This is a genomic window from Francisella sp. 19X1-34, from assembly GCF_041102755.1.
GTDB lineage: Bacteria > Pseudomonadota > Gammaproteobacteria > Francisellales > Francisellaceae > Francisella.
This window is the reverse complement of record NZ_JBGCTX010000009.1, coordinates 26,391-45,286: the sequence shown is the minus strand read 5'-3', so window position 1 is coordinate 45,286 and position 18,896 is coordinate 26,391. Positions and strand designations below refer to the sequence as shown.

The window sequence follows — 18,896 nt, the reverse complement described above, 5'->3', positions numbered from 1 at the left end:
CCAGCTTTTTTCTTTTTGTAATCAATTGACTTGCTTTGTAATTCTTTATGATAAATAATACAAAAGTCGTCTATACGGCAAAAGGTTGAAATAAGTTGATCTATCATTATTAGTGGTTTTTTAACGGTTTTTCGCTTATTTTAACCTAATAATACTCTCAAACCTTTAATCTACTATACTTTTAATTCCGAACTGAGGTTATATATAACATTATCATTTCTTTGGAGTTAATATGTTTATCTATTCTTAACAAGAACTATCAGAAATTGATAAACAATGCATAACATACTAGAACTCGAACAGGATATTTAAGGCTAATTTATAATTAAAATACTTAGATGTATTGATAAGGAATCTATTCCTAGTCATTTAGATAATTAATAACATGCTCAATAGCCATATTTGCTTTAGATACCAGAGCTTCTTGAGTGTTAAAGCCAATATGTGGCGTAGCAATAATATCATCTCTATTTAAAAGTATGTGGTTTGACTGCAAAGGTGGCTCTATATCAAATACATCAATGGCAGCACTTTTGAGTTTTTTATTATCCAAAGCTTCTATTAAATCATGTTGATTAACAATTGGTCCTCTTGCACAATTAATCAAATAAGCAGATGGTTTCATCAAATTAAAATAATGTTTATTAATCATACCTCTAGTATCACTATTTAATGGTATATTTAAACTAATAAAATCACTTTGCTTAAATAAACTCTCAAGATCATCTAAAGTGCTTTTAGAATTATATTTAATCGTTTGCATCCCAAAAGCATCAGCTAAACTTTCTAATTTTTTACCAATATTACCATAGCCTACTATCCCAAGCTTTTTACCTTTTAACTCAGTTCCAGTATTTGTTGCTATACCATTAGCCATGTTATTATTGTTGTTTACAATATCTCTAGCAAGACAAACCATAAAGCCAATTGTTAGCTCGGCAACAGCACTATTTGCATATCCTGCAGAATTCTTAACAACAATCCCCTTTTCTTGAATAGCCTCCGCATTTATATGATCAGTCCCAGAAAAGGCCACAGAAATAAACTCTAAATGATCAAGTTGACTAATAACATCATATGAGAGCACTCTATTTGTTAAGATAATAATATTTGCTAAGCTTAAACTCTCTAAAAGCTTCTGGTCATCATATCCGCGACTGTCAAAAATAGTTAAACTATGACCCTTAAATATTCCTGATAGTTTAGACTCTTGTTCACTCGTCATGCCAATTGGCTCAATAATTACTATATTTTTCACACTAAACTCTCAAATAAATATAATTAGTGCAATTATGATAGCCCTTAAAAGCATGAAAATAAACTATTAGTTATTTAACCTTTTACCAAACAAACTACTTCCAATTCTGACATCCGTACTTCCATACTGTATAGCTAGCTTATAATCAGCACTCATCCCCATCGATAGCCTATTTAGTACTAAATCTTGTGAGAGTTTTGAATTAACTAAATCAAAAAAACTTTTCATTCTTTTAAAGCTCTCTTGTGGCGATGCTGATTTAGCTGGGATGCACATTAGACCAATTATTCTTACTCCAGCTAAGTGCTTTGATCTTTCGACACACTCAACAACTTCTTTGTATTGAGAAGATTTAAATCCTGACTTATTAGAATCATCATCAATATTTATTTGCAAATATACATCTATCACCTTACCTAACTTACAAGCTGATGCACTAATCTTCTCAAGATGCTCAACTTTCTCAACACTTTGTATCGAGTTAGCATATTTGACTATATGCTTTATTTTGCGAGACTGCAAAGACCCTATAAAGTGCCATCTTAAATCAGGAAGCTGTTGAGCTTTTTGCTCAAGCTCTTGAAAATAGTTTTCACCAAAATCTTTTTGCCCTAATTCTGCTAGATATTTTATTTTTTCTAGTGATTGATATTTACTTACCGCAAGTAAGTTTGCATGATTTGCTATAGTCTGATTAATCGCTGTAAAAGCATCCTTTATATAATCTTTATTAAGCATTTTTTTCTCATTATGATTAGATTTCTTTCCGCTTTTAAAAAAGGAACTTTTATTTGAATTTTTTGTGCATCTAACGGTAATTTCACTAAATTTTGCTCTTCTAAGTCAGGGCCTTTCATTGCGAGCATTTGATTATTCTTTGTTAAAAACTGCTTACATAACTCATAAAATGTATCAACAGAGCTAAATGCTCGCGAAATAATATTATCAAAGTTTCCCTCTAAGCTTTCAACTCTACAGTTGATAGGAATTATATTGTTCAAATTTAAAGATTTTTTGACATTCTTAAGAAACATAATCTTTTTACCAACACTATCAACTAATGTAAATTGATGATCCGGATATAAAATAGCAAGCACTACCCCAGGCAAACCACCACCCGTTCCAACATCTATAGTTGATGAACCTTTTATATACTTAGCAACAGCTAAACTATCAAACAAATGCTTAACTAGCATATCTTCAATATTCTTGATCGCTGTCATATTATAGACTTTATTCCATTTTTCTAATAATTTTAGGTAGTCTATCCATAGGTCAATTTGTGTTTTGGTTGCTTGAATATCTAGCTCAGCCAAAGCCTGTCTAATTTTGTTATTCATATCCATTTTCTAGAAATATAATTTTTATATAAGCTATAATAAGTTATATTATAAGCCTTAAAAAAAATAGTTGGGATTTAAAATTTTATAAATCTCAAAGGTGACACATATAATATGATTTTATCAAGAAAATTTGGTGCCGCAATGATTATATCTGGCACTTGTATCGGAGCTGGAATGTTGGCTATCCCAGCGACAGTTGCCAGCTGTGGTTTTTTTATTGGTTCTATATTGATCATTTGTATTTGGGCATTAATGACATTCACAGCATTAGTACTAGCGGAAGTGAACCTAAAAATGGATGATGGTTCAAACTTTATAGAGATGACAAGTAAAACTCTTGGGCCTATTGGTGTAGGTATTGTCTGGATATGTTATGTTTTGCTACTTTACTCCCTTGTAGCTGCTTATACAGTTGGTGGAGGATCATTACTATCTACAACTTTAAGCAGCTTTAGCATTAACCTTTCCGAAAAATCTACAGGTATTATTTTTATATTAATATTAGGCGTATTTATCTATATCAGTACTAGAGTTGTTGATCATGTCAATAAGCTAATATTAACAGGAAAGCTTCTGGCATTCTTCTTACTAATAGCAGTCTTGATTCCTCATATTTCAACTAGCCACTTAACTTACCAAATTAAAAATCCAAACTTTATTTGGGCCGCTTTCCCCATCCTTTTAACCTCTTTTGGATTCCATCATATAGTCCCAACACTTAGAACATATGTTGGCTCAAGTAGAAGCTCTCTGCGTCAAGCAATTATATTAGGTAGCTCAGTCCCTTTAGTAATATATTTACTCTGGATTTTTGCAACTCTTGGATCTTTACCTGTAGCTACCCCTACAGGTATATTAGGTAAAGAATCAGGAGAGATAACATCTGTAATAGTCACACATTTTGAGGGAACTTCTAGTTACATTTCTACAATATCTTTTTTATTTGGGTTCTTTGCTTTAGCAACTTCATTTTTAGGTGTAGCATTAGGATTATTTGATTTTAATCGTAGTACATACAAGATCTCGAAAAATTTACATAAGCACAAAGTTCTTGCTTTTATAATTACATTTTTGCCAGCATATCTTTATGCAATTATATATCCTGATGGCTTCAAGTCAGCATTAGGCTATGCCAGTATTTTCGTTGCAATACTACAAGTTGCTCTACCAGTAATGATGCTTTGGGTGATTAATTACCGTAATAAAAAAAGTTTTGTGAGTACATCAGCTATAACTATAATCATAGTAACTATTGCAGTATCTATAATTTCTTTACAAATTCTTAGCTCTTTAAAGCTACTACCTGTATTAGGCTAAAGAGTATGATTCCTGATTTTCATATTATACGCTAGTAAAATTACAATACCGACAAATATTGGTAAGATGACTGAAGGGAACAGCATCAAAGTAAAGTGCTCACCTGAGATTCTCACCCAAGCAAAGCCCACAGCATTTCCAATAACAAACATTGTCATACAGGTGGCAAAAAAAGGAATTTTCCAAATATTTGATTTATCACCTCGCAAAACTCGTCCTATCTCAATACCTAGGTCTGTAGTCGTGCCTGTCATATGAGTTGTACGAGCAAAACCTCCAAAAAATATCGTTGTAAAACTATTTTGCATCCCCATAGCAACAGCTAAAAACAAATCATCAATAATACGATGGTTACTAAAAATATCTATTAGCAAAGTTCCTGTAAGCATTACAGCACTTTGTAAAACTAAAGTCTTAGTATGATCTTCTGAAATAACATATGCATCGGTTTTCATTATGACACCATTTACAGCAGCACCAACAACAAAACCAAAAACAAGAACCGCAACCTTATATACAAAGACCCAGTCCTCTCCAGCAATACTATGTCCAAGAATCCTTAAGTTTCCTGACATTACAGCCACACTGGCACCAAAAGAATTATATAAAACTACACTATCAATCCAACCAGAGTTAAAAATTAATATAACCGTAATAAAATAAGTAAAAGCCATTTTTTTCGTAAACACTTTCTAACTCCTTTTTATTAGCGTTTAAGAAATATTATATAGGCTTTATAATAAAAATCATTTTTTTATTTTAGTTTCCTTAACTTGAGCTTTTATTAAACTCTTTAGGCCTTGAGTTTTCGTAGAAAAAGATCGAACCAAAGAAATTCTTTTTGTAAATAATTGTTGTGTTAATCGCATATTTACCCTCCCTTTAATTTTTTGATTAACTAATTTTCTCTTTTAATTTCTTAGAAGAGGAGAAACATACAAAAAAATAACTTAATTGTCAACGAAAATAAATATCAATTGCTTTAGCAGTACACATCAGCAAAAACTTAGATAATATACATATTCTCTTTCAAAATAAGAGCCTATGCTTTAGCGACCATCCTTTTGATAAAACTTCTTTGACATTTCTATGGAATTATTCCGCTTAACTACACCAGTTTTAGTATCTATAATAAAATCACCACCTGCAGAAATCATATATCTTCCTATTTGGTTATATTCATTAGTATCTGCATAGCAAAAACTAAACACAACAAATAGACTTATAAGTAATCTACTAACTATTTTCATAGCACTCCCCTTTTTATTTTAGATTTGATACTTAAAGTAAATTATAAACATAAAATATCTCTATCTCATATATATCAACATCATAAATAACTATTACTTATTAGTTCATCAAATTTCTCTTGAGATAACAGATCTAATTGTGAATTTGCCTCTTTTAAAGAAATATCTTCTTGATAGGCATAGTGTGCTAATTTTGAAGCCTTGTCATACCCAACCACAGGAGCAAGTGCTGTCACTAGCATTAAAGAATTATGTAGATAATGATCTATTTTCTTTTTATTAGGCATCATTCCTTTAATCAGATAATCTGAGAAATTAAGCATACTATCAGAGAGCATTTGAATCGATTGTATAATATTAAATATTATTAACGGCTTATAGACATTCATCTCTAAATATCCTGCGGATCCTGCCATAGCAACAGCTGCATCTAACCCCATAACTTGAGTTGCTACCATTGCCATAGCTTCACACTGGGTTGGATTAACTTTACCTGGCATAATAGATGATCCTGGTTCATTCTCAGGCAATATCAGCTCAAATAATCCTGCCCTAGGGCCACAACTAAGGATTCGAATATCATTAGCTATCTTAAATAAAGAATTAGCTAAGACTTTTATAGCACTCATTAAAGCAACTAAAGCATCATGGGAGCCTTGTACCTCAAACTTATTAGATGCTGTAATAAATGGCATCTTAGTTATTGTGGCAATATTTTTAGCGACAAGTTCAGCAAATCCTTGTGGAGCATTTATACCTGTGCCAACAGCTGTACCTCCTAATGCTAACTCATAGACATCCTCTAAGGCTAACTCTATTCGTTTAATGTTTTTTTCAAGCAAGGCTGTATAACCACCAAACTCATCGCCTAGTTTCATAGGTACAGCATCTTGCATATGAGTTCTACCAATCTTAGTTATATGTATCCATGCTTGGGCTTTCTCTTGCAAATGCTTTTGCATATATTTAGCCACAGGAAGTAGCTTTTGGGAAACTGCTATTACTGCTGAGATATTCATTGCAGTTGGGAAGCTATCATTTGATGATTGAGATTTATTAACATCATCATTAGGATGAATAGGAGTTTTAGTTCCTTTTTTATTACCATATATCTCATTTGCTCTGTTAGCTATTACTTCATTAACATTCATATTTAATTGAGTACCACTACCAGTCATCCAAACGTGTAAAGGAAAATTATCATCAAACTTCCCTTTTAATACTTCCTCAGAGGTTCTAACTATTAAGTCTCTCTTTTGTTCAGTTAATACACCTAGCTCATAATTTGTCATAGCAGATGCTTTTTTAATAATAACCATAGCTTTGACAATCTCTAATGGCATCTTATCATTACCAATTGAAAAGTATTTTAATGACCGTTGGGTCTGAGCCCCCAATACTTATCATTAGCAACTTTGATCTCACCCATACTATCTGTCTCTATACGCATTTAGCATCTCCTCATATATAAGTTTATATTTCAAATTTAACATTTTTATAATGTGCTCAAAAGAGCTATATATTTTTAAATGTCTTCTAGCTAAAATAAACACTATAAAAATTTTCAATTGGATAAATTATGCAAACTTTAGAAGTGTTAAAGAATCGCAAATGCGTTAGAGAATTTATTACCAAAGAAATTCCCCAGGAAATACTTGAAAAACTTTTTGAGGCTGCAAAATGGACTCCTTCAAGCAAAAACACTCAGCCATGGAAAATAGTTGTAGTTAGTGGACAAAAAAAAATAGACTTAATGAATAAAATTTTAAAAGCTTGTGAGGATGGTGAAAAGCCAAGAATGGAATATAACTATGATGGTGACACACCTCTAGATGGCATATTAAAAGAGAGAGCCGTCAAATGTGGCCATGATCTATACAATGCTTTAGATATTTCTCGAGAAGATAAAGAGAAACGCATTAAACAATGGAAAAAGAACTATATTTCATTTGACTCTCCATCTGCGATTTTCATATTTAAATATCCTACTGATAGTATTAGCAGCTATATGGACTGTGGCATGCTAATCCAATCAATATTACTCGCAGCCACAGATTTAGGTCTTGCGACATGTCCCCAAGCTTCATTAGGGCATTATCCTGATATAGTTAAAAATGAATTTCCCGAGTTTAAAGAATATACACTAATATGTGGCATAGCTATTGGCTATGAGGATACATCCGCTAATGTAAATAACTATAGAACAGAAAGAGAAGAGGTTAAAAGCCTAATCAGCTTTTTCTAAGCGCTTTAGTAAACCTAAATATAATGATATTATTAAGGTATTAAAATTAAGTTTAATATTGAATATGAGTGTTATTAGCAAAGATATTATCGAAGCAACTCGTTATTTCATAAAATTAGTTGAGCTAGGCTCTTATAGTTCAGTCAAAAAATATTATGGCGTTGAGCTTAATACTATAAAAAACAAAATTGAAAGTTTAGAAAGATTTCTTGATATAAAACTCATTAGAAACGTGCAAAACCGTATTTCTCCAACAACTGATGGTATGAAGTACTATCACTCTTGTAATAAAACTTTTAAAGATTTAGAAGACACTATACAAAATGTTAAACAAAGTGGCTTTAGAGAGCGTAAATCTATAAAGATCCTTGGGGCACCACTATTTCTAAAAATTGTAATTGATTTCGTATTACCACAAATTCAGGAAATCAATAATGATGAATCTTTTAATTTTGCTTTAGATAGCTATCAGATTGATAACTTAAACGGTAGTCAATATCAGTTTGACTCTTATAGTGTTATCCAGATCTTTACTAAGCACCTTGAGTTTCTTGACTTAGATGACTGGATAGTTTGCTCATCGGTAGATTCCATGAATCTACCTGCACATATCTATGGTAATAAAGAGTTCATCAAAGATATGCATAATAATCCAGAGCGAGTTGTTGAGGCTCCCATTGTATTTAATAAGTACGATTTTTCCCTAGGCGTAACTGAGTTTAAACATAACTCTGAGACTTATAAATTTAACCTTGATAATGTCAAATACACAGTTGACAATGAAATACAAAAAGCAAATATTATTAAGAGTGAAAATGTTATTGGATATATGCCAAAATTTTATCACAACGCAGTATTAAGAGATTTTGATAATATAGCTAAAATAGAAGGGATTGAAGTAGAGTTCCCTCTAGAACCGCACCTAGTATTAGTATACAAACACTCAAAGTACAAAGATGAACTAATAAATATAGTTAGAGCAGGTATTGATAAAATAAAACAGAAATACACCGACTAATAAACTATCACTTATATATTACTCCTCTTTAGAATAATACTTTCAACAATAGCTACACTTGCATGAACAAATATCACAGCTAAGCCAATATAAGCAAAATACTCATGTATTTGCTTAATTTCAACGACATCTGGTTTTGCTAGTACATCAAGAATTGATGGTAAGCCAAAAGGAATTATATAAGTTCCCTTTGCACTAATTAGGTACCAACCTAAAATAGGCATAATTATTAGCCAAACATATAAAAACACATGAACAAGTTTTGAAACAATACTCCTAAATAAGTTGTAATAAATTCTTTGTCCTATAATTGGAAACTCTACAAAGTTTCTAATACAAAGCCTTAGAATAGTCAAAAATAATACTAAAAAACCTATATATAAATGTGAGCCTTTCATAAAATCGTGAAACAATGTATGTTTGCCAAAAATACTTCGAAACTCTATCGATATAAAAGCTAAAAGTATCAAAAAAACTGTAAGCCAATGTATATAAACCATTAACCGATTAATCTTTACCTGCATACAATTAGTTACAATAATTATAAATAATCTATGATTATAATAATTTTCGAGAACAAAAGGAAAAAGAATTTAATCAAAAAAGTATATTAAAAAGCCCCGAATAAATTAAATAATATTATATAAATAATGCTAGTAACTGCTATACAAGCAGGAATAGTTAATATCCATGCTATAGCCATTTTTTTAACGACTTTCCAATTCACTCCAGAGTCTGCATAACCTGCTCCCATTATTGAGCCAGATGCAACTTGTGTTGTACTAACAGGTAAACCTATATGAGAAGCAGCTAAAACTAAAGCTCCAGAGCTTAGTTCTGCTGATACTGCATTTACTGGCTCAAGCTTAGATAATTTAGAGCTTAATGTTTTAATGATCTTTTTACCGCCAGAAAGAGTGCCTAATCCCATGGCAATACCACATAATACTATCACCCAAGTAGGTACTGCTGTAGTATGCACAAGCCCTGCACTAAATAAGGCTAAGGTAATTATTGACATCGTTTTTTGAGCATCGTTAGAGCCATGTGAAAAAGATAATAAGCTAGTTGATACAACCTGCATCTCTCTTATATATTTATTTGTCCTTCTAACTCCGCTTATCCTAATAAAAATATTCAGTAGAACTATACAAATAATTAATGCTAAGAAAAACGCCATAATTGGTGAACTAACCATAGGTATCAAAACCTTATTAACTACTGTCATATAGTTAACATCTTGATAGCTAGAGCCAATAATCACAGCTCCAACTAATGAACCTATTAACGCATGAGATGAGCTAGATGGAATACCAAAGCTCCATGTAAAAAAGTTCCAACTAATTGCTCCTAACAAAGCTGAGATCAATACAATATCTGTAACAACACTAGTATCCACAAGGCCTTTAGAAATAGTTGCTGCGACTGCAGTTCCAAAGAATGCCCCTAAGAAATTAAAAAATGCTGCTAATCCTATCGCTTGACCAGGAGTTAGAGATTTTGTCGCAATTGGTGTTGCAACGACATTTGCTGCATCATGAAAACCATTAGTGAACTCAAAAAACAAAGCAATTATAATAATCGCGACCAAAACTGTTGAAATCATATGGCAAATACCCTGCTAAACTTCTTTGACATGAATTCTCATTATTGACTCTGCTATTGAAGTACAAGTTGAGATAGCATTTTCAATAGCTTTATAGATATCTTTAACCTTCATAATAAATATCACATCACCTTCTTCAAAATGAGAAAAACGTTTAAGAGCATGTGCTAAATCTTCCAAAACATTCTCATCTAAAGCTGTTAGCCTAATATATAAACTTTTTAGATCTTTCTTTTCACCCTTGGTAAAAGCTTTCATCATATCATCAAGAACTTTTGTCATTTTACGCAATGTTTCAACACAGTTTGCTAGATATAGATTTACATCACCTCTTTCTTCTTCCATTAAGATCTGCATATATCTATGTATTTTAACGATTCTTTTATTAAGCTTTAGTAGCAAAGTTATTATATTATGTAATTCAACCCTATCTACTGGTGTTACAAAATGTCTTGCTAATTCATGATCCATCTTGTTGGCTACTTCAACAGTTACTGTTCTAGTTAACCTTAGCTCTTCAGTAAGTTCTGATAAAGTTAAGCTATCCTTCTCTTTAACTATTAGATCTAAAATTCTAGCTGAGTCCTCTACTGCCTCTGTTGCCTCTATCATTAATTCAAAAAATACCTTATCTTGGCTTGGGATTAGAGTCTTAACCAGTTTGCGCAACATATATACAATCTCCTAACTATGTTTTTGCATGCTTGACACTCAAAGTTTATAACAAAGAAATAAGCAAAAACAACAAGAAAGTATCATTTTTTTTATATTATTTTTTTTGTTGTTTTAATATAAAAACTAATATATTATATTCTGCTTTTTGGTAGAAAATACTCATTTTGATAAAAGAGGATATATATTTTAAATCACTTCCTTAAAAATTAAAAGTCTATTTATTTTATAATTACCCAGGTTATATGCTCATAAAACAGCTCAACATATGTTAAATTATTATTAAGATAATATTCTATAAAACTTAAATGACAAATGATTTTAAAAAACTAATTACAACAAAGATTCAAGAAATAAGTAAACTAGGGATAAAGACAAGGACTTATGAGCAAATTGAAGAGTATTATAACCAAGTCTTGTCTAAAATTTATAACAAAGAAGATCTATATTTATTTGCATATGGCTCCTTAATTTGGAAGTGTGATATTAAAGTAAAATCTTCTACTTTATCTAAGATTAATGGATTTAGACGCAGTTTTTGTATAGATTTAAAAAGTGGTAGAGCTAGCAAAGAACATCCTGGATTAATGCTAGCATTGGAGGAAGAAAACTTAAATACTGAATGCTATGGTAAAGTTTATAGAATAGCTAATATAGATATTGAAGACCAACTTCCGACCATTTGGGCTCGTGAAATGGTTGTTAAAGGATATAACGCGCAATGGGTTGATACTATTTATCAAGGCCAGAAAATAAAAGCATTAGCATTCGTAATGGATAATGAAAGTCCATTCTATATAAACCTACCACTTGTTCAAAAAGCAAAAAGAATTGCCTTTGCAGAAGGCTCCAGAGGTACTAATAGAGAGTATTTATATAAGACTTTAGAATATCTTGATAAAAATAACGTATATGATGAAGAACTAGAATTACTTTATAAAGAGGTTATTAAAATACGAAATGAGATCAATACCACTGCGTAAGCTCATAGGACTCTGTCTTTTATCACATAAAGTTTAAATCATCTTTTTTAGATCATTCACAATATTAAAAGCTTCATCAAGTTCAATAAGCCTAAACCTAATCGTAGATCCAGGAGCAAATTGTGCAAGCTTGCTTATATCTGGCTCAATAACGTTTGCAACTCTTGGATAGCCACCAACTGTTTGACGGTGCCTCATTAAGACTATAGGTCCTCCTGGTGATAGTTGCACAGTTCCATCAGAAACAGGTTGAGATATCATCTCTATTTTCTGTGTATCTGAGCTTGGTCCATCTAAAAGTAATCCCATTTGGCTAGAGTTTGGTGAAATACTCCACAACTGATCAAAAAAGGCATTATCATTTAAAATAAAATGCTCTGGACCTTTTATTACTCTTATTAAGTTACTCTGGTAATTAGAGTTTATAAACTCTCCTAGTTCCTCAGACCTTTTCTTACCAATCAATCGTTGTAAGTTCTGCTCAAATTCTATAGCCAAGATAATTGTTCTAAATCCTTTTTTTGCTCCCTTAAACTCTAAAGTTTCGCCCTTATTAAGTTTACAAATTCGATTATATGGAATATTTTGTGATTGAGTTTCTGTTCTTTCATAAGAAGCCCCACATATAACTACTAGCAAATCCTTATTTGCTTTTATCTTAGCTGGATAAATCATCTCTATTGATTGAAAATTACTAGGCTTATCCAATAGATTATATGCTGTAACAAAACTTAACTGATCTTGAGCTCCTTTAGGAGACACTCCTTTATCTTGAGATCCAAACTCTCTTATTGAAACAGGGAATGATAGTCCACCATTAACTGAAAAAAAGTCTAACATAATTAACCTTTTGCTTGATCAAGTTCTTTAGCTAGCTCTAAAGCTATTGCACTATCAGAATGTATACATATTGTTTGTGAGTCAAAGGCTATTTCCTTACCATTAACATTTATAAAGCCTCTTGCTAACTCACGATACTGCTCAACAGCCTTATCGACTTCTTTAATTTCTGCACTTGGTTGGCCTCTTGGCACAAGCATGGGATTATTATTCTGATCTAAAAGATAACCTCTCTCAGCAAAACTTTCTTTAGTTATCTTTATACCATTTTTCTCGGCATAATCTCTCAATATACCAAAAGGGCTAACCAACAGTTCTTGAACATCGTTTTTTAAACACCAAGACACAAATGTTTTAACCAACTCCTCATTGACATTAAGTTCATTATATAGAGCACCGTGAGGTTTTATTGCTTTAATCTCACCATAAAAAAGAGCAAACTGTTCATCAAAAGATTTACATAAATCTTTATCAGCTATATTAATAACTTTTCTACCAAAATTCTCTTTATCAGGATAAGATATATGAGCTGTAACTTTTACATTATTTTTTTTACAAAGCTTTACATAGTAATCAACACTTTGCTTATCTCCAGCATGTCCTCCACAGGCAATATTTGCAATATCAATATATTTTACTAATTGATCATCAATAGTATGAGCGACACCTCTTTCACCTAAATCACAATTTATCAGAAGCATATTATATCTCCTTAAAGACTATTTTATCTCCAGGTTTAAGACTAGAGAAGTTATTAAAATCTGATATACCAATAATATTCCAACCACTAGGTGTTTGTTCTGGAAAGATTGTCGTTTGAGATCCTCCAATACCTATAGACCCTGCAGCAATCCTATTTCTAGGAGTCTCAAGCCGAGGCAGTGTCAAGCTTTTATCAAGCCCAAGTAAATATGGCAGATATGGTTTAAACCCTAGCATAGCTATATGGTACTCATTTTGAGTATGTCTTTTTATAATTTCTGCAACTTCAATACCAAGTTTTTCTGCTGCTAACTCTAAATCTTGACCATTGTATTTAACATCTATTTTATGTGTTTGTGACTGTATCATTTGATTATAATCAACATGATGTATTCTATTTGAGATAGCTTCCTTTAACTCAAATGGATTTGCATACTCAAAATGAAAAGCAACAGAGTTATATGATGGCACGATATCATAAACATTAAATTTATCACAAAACTGTTGATCTGCTAAGATGTCTTTATATATTTTAAGAACTTTCAAATTATCATCTAAAGATAGCTCATCGCTTAAGTTATACACAAAGCAATTTTGACCTAAGAAATATCCCATCATAGTTAATTATCCAATTACTCCACTGGTAAGCTTTTTACACCCGTCAGGTTCGAGTTTATATAAAGTAACTAATCCAACTATCGCACTTATACATATCATCCCAACAGCCATATAGTCAGAAACATGATCGGCTAAATAGAAGCATACAAATGGTAGAAGTCCTCCATAAATTCCAAAGCCTATATTATAAGCTAAAGCGAACCCCGTATAACGTATTTGTTTAGGGAAACTCTCTGTAAAGATCACCATAATATTGCCATAGAATAAGCCGAAAATAGCAGATATTATTACAAAAAATAAAATTAGCAGGCTATTATCATATTTATAAAGAGCATACATTGGCAGCGGTAGTAATAACATTAGAACTAAACCTGTAGCGGTTATTGACTTAATATTAAAAAACTTCGTTAATCTAGCTGCCAAAGCACATGAGCCGATAAAAACAATCAAACTTATAGTAGTAAGAATTGCAACATTAACATCTTTGTGACCCAATATCTGTTTTATAATATTGGGTAGGATGGTTATTTGAAAATATGCTACGACCGCTCCTGGAAAACATAATAACATCATAAAAACGATACTTTTCCAATACTTCACAATTAAATGCCATAGCTTAACTTGCTGACTTGATGAAACTTCTGATTTGCTATCACCTGTATGCTTAATAAAAAATGACATAACTATAAGAATAATTGCTATAGCAAACAGTATTCTCCATCCACCATTTGACATCAACTCACTAGGAATAAAGTATCTAATAATTTGAAAACTAATAATAGCAAACAACATTCCTCCAAAAGCCGTCGCTATAACATTCGCTGTAGCCTTTGCTTTGCCTAATATAGTATCTTCCTCTTCAACAAGTATAACTATGGAGCCACTATACTGACCTCCTAAAGCAATACCTTGAAGGATCCTAAATAGAACCAATAAAACCGGTGCTAAGATACCTATCGTTGCGTAAGATGGTAATAGTGCAATACCTACTGTTGGAAACCCCATAAAGAATGCTGCCCATGCAAGAGCCGTTGTTCTTGATTTTTTATCGCCGATATATCCAAAAATAATACCACCAAACGGCCTAGCTAAAAAGCCTGCGGCAAAAGCTCCAAAAGCTGCTAAAAAGCTAGCAAACGGTGTTGCTAGATTTGGAAAGAATGCTTCACCGATATACACAGCACAAAACGAATACACTGTAAATTCATACCACTCAGCGGTACTTGCTAAAAGTACTAAAAATTTCTTCATTATTTAACCAAAGGCTTAAACTTTATACTTCTATTTAAGTATATTTTTTGGTAAAAATACACTTTTTAGTTGGAAAAAGTAGAAATTATATAGTTTTAATTAATCGAAAATAAATATAAAGAAAGAATAATAAGTGTTTATTTTAGTCTTACAACTAAGACATCTACATTTGCTTCATGTAGGATACTATTTGCAGTCGAGCCTAAGAAAAATCTACCTACCGCACTTCTTCTATGACTACCAACAACGATTAAATCATTATTATTTTCTTCTGCCTTTTCTAATAAACTATTAGATATTGCACCAATCATTACTGATTTATCACCATCTATATTATTTTTCTTAGCAAATTCTTCTAGTGCTGCTTCAACTTTTGCAGTTTCATAAGTCATCAAAGAAATACTATCATTTGGAATAACAAATGCTGTATCTAATTTAGCATCATAAAGCTTAGCAACTTCTTTCGCCTTATCTAGAACATCACATGAATCATCTTCAAGATCAGTAGGTACTAGTAATTTCGTATAACTATGCGCTTTGCTTACAACAGACTCATCTTCACTAACTCTTACAGTTAACACATCACATTTAGCTTTATGTAAAACAGCATTAGCAACAGATCCTAACAGCAAGTTTAAACCATGAGTTGCATGAGAACCCAACACAATCACATCACACTGACTTTCTTCTGCATAAGTAACAATCTCTGCCGCAGGATTACCAACTAGCACTTCATGCTCAACCTTTATCCCAGAGATTTTAGCCACCAAATTATCTAGCTCTTCTTTCGCTTCTTCTTCTATAGAATGTTGAAAGTCTACTATTGATGGTGCAAATGGAGCGACACAATCAATAACAGTAACCACTTTTAAAACTTCTGTATTATTTTTTTTAGCGAAATCAACCGCAGAGTCAATTACAACAGCTGCATTTTCATAAACATTTACCGCTAACAAAACCTTTTTATACGCCATGACAAATCTCCGTAATACGTCTTCCTTTAAATTCATTATAACAAACAAAAATAAAAAAGCATTTAATTACAGCTCAAATTTTATTTTTATAAATAACCTCAAAATATTTCCATATTTCATTGGATAGTTCGTACTCTAATTCAAATGTATATTCTATCATTTTCGTCGGTTCTAAAATCTCTCTAGCACCTAAGCATTTCAAGACTGTACCTAAATAAAAATATTCATCGTTTTTATTTGTTCTAGCAAATAAATATCTCATATAAGTATTTTTAGTTAAATCATTCTCAAACTGATCATTTAAGTCTTTTCCAGCTTTAGAATAGTAAGTAAATACTCTCGGAGAAATAAACTTATTATCATGCTGTGAAAACTTTTTATTTTCATCAAAAGTCATAAAAAGCAGCGCTTTATTATCAAAAGCTCTATATCCAGCTAGGTTAACTCCCCCATTGGTATAATCTTGATTTAGTAAATGAGCAATATCCTTTTTCGAATACTTACTATACATTGCTAAGCCCCCAGATTTATGATGACTATATTTTTCTAAGTAAACTAGTTTATTATATTCAATCAAATCTCCAAGTTGAGACTCAAACAAATGACTTTGTTTTATTAAATCACCAATTAAAAATAAAACCTTACTATCATTTACCAATATCAAAGGCTCATAATCTTGTCTTGCTGCATTTACTGTAAATATATCTAGCGACAAATGTTTTAGAGCATTCTCAAAACTGCTCATATCAAAGTCACTTAAGCTTTCTCGAAGTTTTGATTCAAGCTGAGATATTGACAAGCTATTAAAAGCTAATAAATTCTCTAAAATTAATATCTCATATAGTCTTTTCGCTGGAGTAAATTCTTTAGATATAAATTTTAAAACCAAATATTGCCTTCTATCAAGCTCTACAATATCTTCCTTAAATGATTTTAATACATCATAGTATGTATCTTTCGCAGATAAAATAACTTCTGGAGATATAAAATTATACTTTTGGAAATCAACTAATGTAGGGATTCTTCCAAGCTCTTTTTTTAGCTGCTTATAGTCTCTCTTTATATTCTTTAACTGTGAAAAATTTGTCACTTGGATATTGCTATAAATAATCTCTTTAGCAATATTTGTAAACGTGATTGTACTTTGTCCAGCTATATAACTATTTGGTGAGACAACAAATTTCTTAAGTTCATCTTTGTCATAACTATTATTTTGACTTAATGCCACAGGGATAAGAAAGTTGTTATCATAGTTCGCAATAAAATCTAAAACTACAACAAAATGTTTATCTTTATACTTGCGTAATCCTCGCCCTAATTGCTGAATATATACAATGGCACTTTGTGTTGGACGAAGCAGTATTACTTGATTTACACATGGGATATCAATACCTTCGTTAAAAATATCAACTGTCACTATTACTTCTAACTGATTTGACTCAAGTTGGCTTATAACATCTGCTCGAGACTTTTCAGAATCTTCACTAGTTAATGCTTTGGCACTTACTCCTCTTTGAGTTAGTTTAGTAGCTAACTGCTTTGCCTCATTAACATTACTAACAAACATTAGTGCACTTCGAGAACTTCCGCTAAATTTATAAATACTCATTTTGTCAATAATATGCTCAACTCGAATATCACTAACTAATTTTGAGAAATCTTTGGCTAAAGATTTTTCAGATTCAATATAAAAGTCCTCTATGGCAAAATAATGAAATGGACAGAGTAAATCCTCTTCTAAAGCTTGATGTAACCTAACCTCATAAGCAATATTATAGTCAAACAATTTAAAAATATCGGCATCATCTGTACGCTCTGGAGTAGCTGTCATTCCAAGTAAAAAGTTAGGTTTAAAATAATCAAGTACTCTTTTGTAGCTTTTTGCCTCAGCATGATGCACTTCATCAACAATTATATAGTCAAACTCATTTCCTGAAAAACTCTCTAAAACTTTGGGATTTTTGAGTGTTTGTATAGTTGCAAATAAATACTCTGCAGAGTCTTTCCTATCTCCTGTATATAAGCCTAAAGCTTTATCTTTAATAATTTTAGCAAAGGTCTCTTTGGCCTTTATTGCTATATTTGTTCGATGAACTATAAAAAGACAACTTTTAGGTTTAACTTTTGCAACATCAAACGCGCTTAAGAAGGTCTTACCTGTACCTGTAGCACTTATTATTAAAGCCTTATCTTTATTATCGTTTCTTAAAGCCGCTAAACTATCTAAAGCTTCTCTTTGGATTTTATTCGGGCTTATTTGACTATTTTGTAAATGTATATCTTTAATAGTCTGTAAGCTTTGTTGCTTATGATATACCTCTCTATATTCATCGATAAAGTCACTAACCAACTTAGCTTGACTAAAAAGTTTATTAAATTCTAATAACGCTTGTATAATAATTTCGTCATTATGATTAGCCTCAAAAAGGATATTCCACTCACTATTTACTGTTAAAGCTGATTGCGTTAGATTTGAACTACCCAACATCACCTTCCAGCTTTGCTTAGACCTAAAAAAGAATCCTTTAGCATGAAAGTTATCACTAGCAAGAATCTTAAGCTCTATATTCTTAAATTCAGCAAGAGTATCTAAAGCTTTAGGCTCTGTAAAATTTAAATAACATCCTGTTAGAATCTTACCTTTTATATTTCTAATTTGTAGCTGACGTAAAGACTCTAGGATACACAAGACACCACTAAGTGTGATAAAGGCAACACTAATTATAAATTCATCACAATCATTTAACTGATCATTTAGCTCTGTTACGATTTTAGAATGTTTTGAATTTGTAAGAAATCTTTTAGAGTCTTTACTCATA

General features: G+C 31.6%; 18 protein-coding genes and 2 pseudogenes. 4 read left to right on the top strand and 16 right to left on the bottom strand.

What is annotated here, in order from left to right; all coding sequences use genetic code 11:
* The 4 genes and pseudogenes from AB8E56_RS02620 to rsmG all read right to left on the bottom strand — a co-directional run.
* Positions 1-107: pseudogene (locus tag AB8E56_RS02620) on the bottom strand (IS982 family transposase); the annotation flags it as partial.
* 254 nt (positions 108-361) lie between these two features.
* Complete coding sequence (locus AB8E56_RS02615; protein ID WP_329477676.1) at positions 362-1,258, bottom strand: NAD(P)-dependent oxidoreductase; 897 nt, start codon at positions 1,256-1,258, stop codon at positions 362-364.
* Positions 1,259-1,324: 66 nt separating this feature from the next.
* Positions 1,325-1,996 (bottom strand): YggS family pyridoxal phosphate-dependent enzyme, encoded by a 672-nt coding sequence (locus AB8E56_RS02610; RefSeq protein WP_329477674.1) that lies wholly within the window; start codon positions 1,994-1,996, stop codon positions 1,325-1,327.
* The gene (gene rsmG / locus AB8E56_RS02605; protein WP_329477671.1) at positions 1,975-2,604 is read right to left on the bottom strand and encodes a 16S rRNA (guanine(527)-N(7))-methyltransferase RsmG; all 630 of its coding nucleotides are present in this window, start codon (positions 2,602-2,604) and stop codon (positions 1,975-1,977) included. The genes AB8E56_RS02610 and rsmG overlap by 22 nt, the downstream gene beginning before the upstream one ends.
* 108 nt (positions 2,605-2,712) lie before the next feature.
* Between rsmG and AB8E56_RS02600 the strand changes: the two genes are divergently transcribed.
* Entirely contained in the window at positions 2,713-3,918 is a 1,206-nt protein-coding gene (locus tag AB8E56_RS02600; protein WP_329477669.1) for an aromatic amino acid transport family protein, read from the top strand.
* Here the strand turns inward: AB8E56_RS02600 and AB8E56_RS02595 are convergent.
* The 3 genes and pseudogenes from AB8E56_RS02595 to fumC all read right to left on the bottom strand — a co-directional run bounded on the left by AB8E56_RS02595 (position 3,915) and on the right by fumC (position 6,618).
* Positions 3,915-4,607, bottom strand: a complete 693-nt coding sequence (locus AB8E56_RS02595; RefSeq protein WP_329477667.1) for a YoaK family protein — start codon at positions 4,605-4,607, stop codon at positions 3,915-3,917. The genes AB8E56_RS02600 and AB8E56_RS02595 overlap by 4 nt on opposite strands.
* 360 nt (positions 4,608-4,967) lie before the next feature.
* Positions 4,968-5,168: a hypothetical protein gene (locus AB8E56_RS02590; RefSeq protein WP_329477665.1), complete on the bottom strand. Its 201-nt coding sequence runs from the start codon at positions 5,166-5,168 to the stop codon at positions 4,968-4,970.
* Positions 5,169-5,248: 80 nt separating this feature from the next.
* Positions 5,249-6,618: pseudogene (gene fumC / locus AB8E56_RS02585) on the bottom strand (class II fumarate hydratase).
* A gap of 129 nt (positions 6,619-6,747) precedes the next feature.
* On the opposite strand from fumC, the gene AB8E56_RS02580 reads away from it, so the two are divergent.
* A complete protein-coding gene (locus AB8E56_RS02580; RefSeq protein WP_329477663.1) occupies positions 6,748-7,413 on the top strand; it encodes a nitroreductase in 666 nt (221 codons plus the stop codon).
* Between the two features lie 64 nt (positions 7,414-7,477).
* Positions 7,478-8,431 carry a LysR family transcriptional regulator gene (locus tag AB8E56_RS02575; protein ID WP_329477661.1) on the top strand — a complete coding sequence of 318 codons (954 nt, stop codon included), beginning with the start codon at positions 7,478-7,480 and terminating at the stop codon, positions 8,429-8,431.
* An 11-nt stretch (positions 8,432-8,442) separates the two neighbouring features.
* Here AB8E56_RS02575 and AB8E56_RS02570 read toward each other — a convergent pair whose 3' ends face one another.
* From AB8E56_RS02570 to AB8E56_RS02560, 3 genes are all read right to left on the bottom strand, one after another.
* Positions 8,443-8,955: a cytochrome b/b6 domain-containing protein gene (locus tag AB8E56_RS02570; protein WP_329477659.1), complete on the bottom strand. Its 513-nt coding sequence runs from the start codon at positions 8,953-8,955 to the stop codon at positions 8,443-8,445.
* An 86-nt stretch (positions 8,956-9,041) separates the two neighbouring features.
* Positions 9,042-10,037 (bottom strand): inorganic phosphate transporter, encoded by a 996-nt coding sequence (locus AB8E56_RS02565; RefSeq protein WP_329477657.1) that lies wholly within the window; start codon positions 10,035-10,037, stop codon positions 9,042-9,044.
* A gap of 15 nt (positions 10,038-10,052) precedes the next feature.
* Positions 10,053-10,709 carry a PhoU family transcriptional regulator gene (locus AB8E56_RS02560; protein WP_329477655.1) on the bottom strand — a complete coding sequence of 219 codons (657 nt, stop codon included), beginning with the start codon at positions 10,707-10,709 and terminating at the stop codon, positions 10,053-10,055.
* A gap of 308 nt (positions 10,710-11,017) precedes the next feature.
* Between AB8E56_RS02560 and AB8E56_RS02555 the strand changes: the two genes are divergently transcribed.
* The gene (locus AB8E56_RS02555) at positions 11,018-11,692 is read left to right on the top strand and encodes a gamma-glutamylcyclotransferase (protein ID WP_329477653.1); all 675 of its coding nucleotides are present in this window, start codon (positions 11,018-11,020) and stop codon (positions 11,690-11,692) included.
* A 33-nt stretch (positions 11,693-11,725) separates the two neighbouring features.
* Here the strand turns inward: AB8E56_RS02555 and AB8E56_RS02550 are convergent, their stop codons facing one another.
* From AB8E56_RS02550 to AB8E56_RS02525, 6 genes are all read right to left on the bottom strand, one after another.
* The gene (locus tag AB8E56_RS02550; RefSeq protein WP_329477651.1) at positions 11,726-12,532 is read right to left on the bottom strand and encodes a hydrolase; all 807 of its coding nucleotides are present in this window, start codon (positions 12,530-12,532) and stop codon (positions 11,726-11,728) included.
* A gap of 2 nt (positions 12,533-12,534) precedes the next feature.
* Positions 12,535-13,233 carry a 5-oxoprolinase subunit PxpA gene (locus AB8E56_RS02545; RefSeq protein WP_329477649.1) on the bottom strand — a complete coding sequence of 233 codons (699 nt, stop codon included), beginning with the start codon at positions 13,231-13,233 and terminating at the stop codon, positions 12,535-12,537.
* A 1-nt stretch (position 13,234) separates the two neighbouring features.
* Entirely contained in the window at positions 13,235-13,849 is a 615-nt protein-coding gene (locus tag AB8E56_RS02540) for a carboxyltransferase domain-containing protein (RefSeq protein WP_329477678.1), read from the bottom strand.
* Positions 13,850-13,858: 9 nt separating this feature from the next.
* Positions 13,859-15,103, bottom strand: a complete 1,245-nt coding sequence (locus AB8E56_RS02535) for an MFS transporter (RefSeq protein WP_329477647.1) — start codon at positions 15,101-15,103, stop codon at positions 13,859-13,861.
* Between the two features lie 137 nt (positions 15,104-15,240).
* Complete coding sequence (locus AB8E56_RS02530) at positions 15,241-16,077, bottom strand: universal stress protein (RefSeq protein WP_329477645.1); 837 nt, start codon at positions 16,075-16,077, stop codon at positions 15,241-15,243.
* 73 nt (positions 16,078-16,150) lie between these two features.
* On the bottom strand, positions 16,151-18,895 hold the full coding sequence (locus tag AB8E56_RS02525; protein WP_329477642.1) for a DUF3427 domain-containing protein: 2,745 nt from the start codon (positions 18,893-18,895) through the stop codon (positions 16,151-16,153).
* Position 18,896 lies beyond the last annotated feature (1 nt).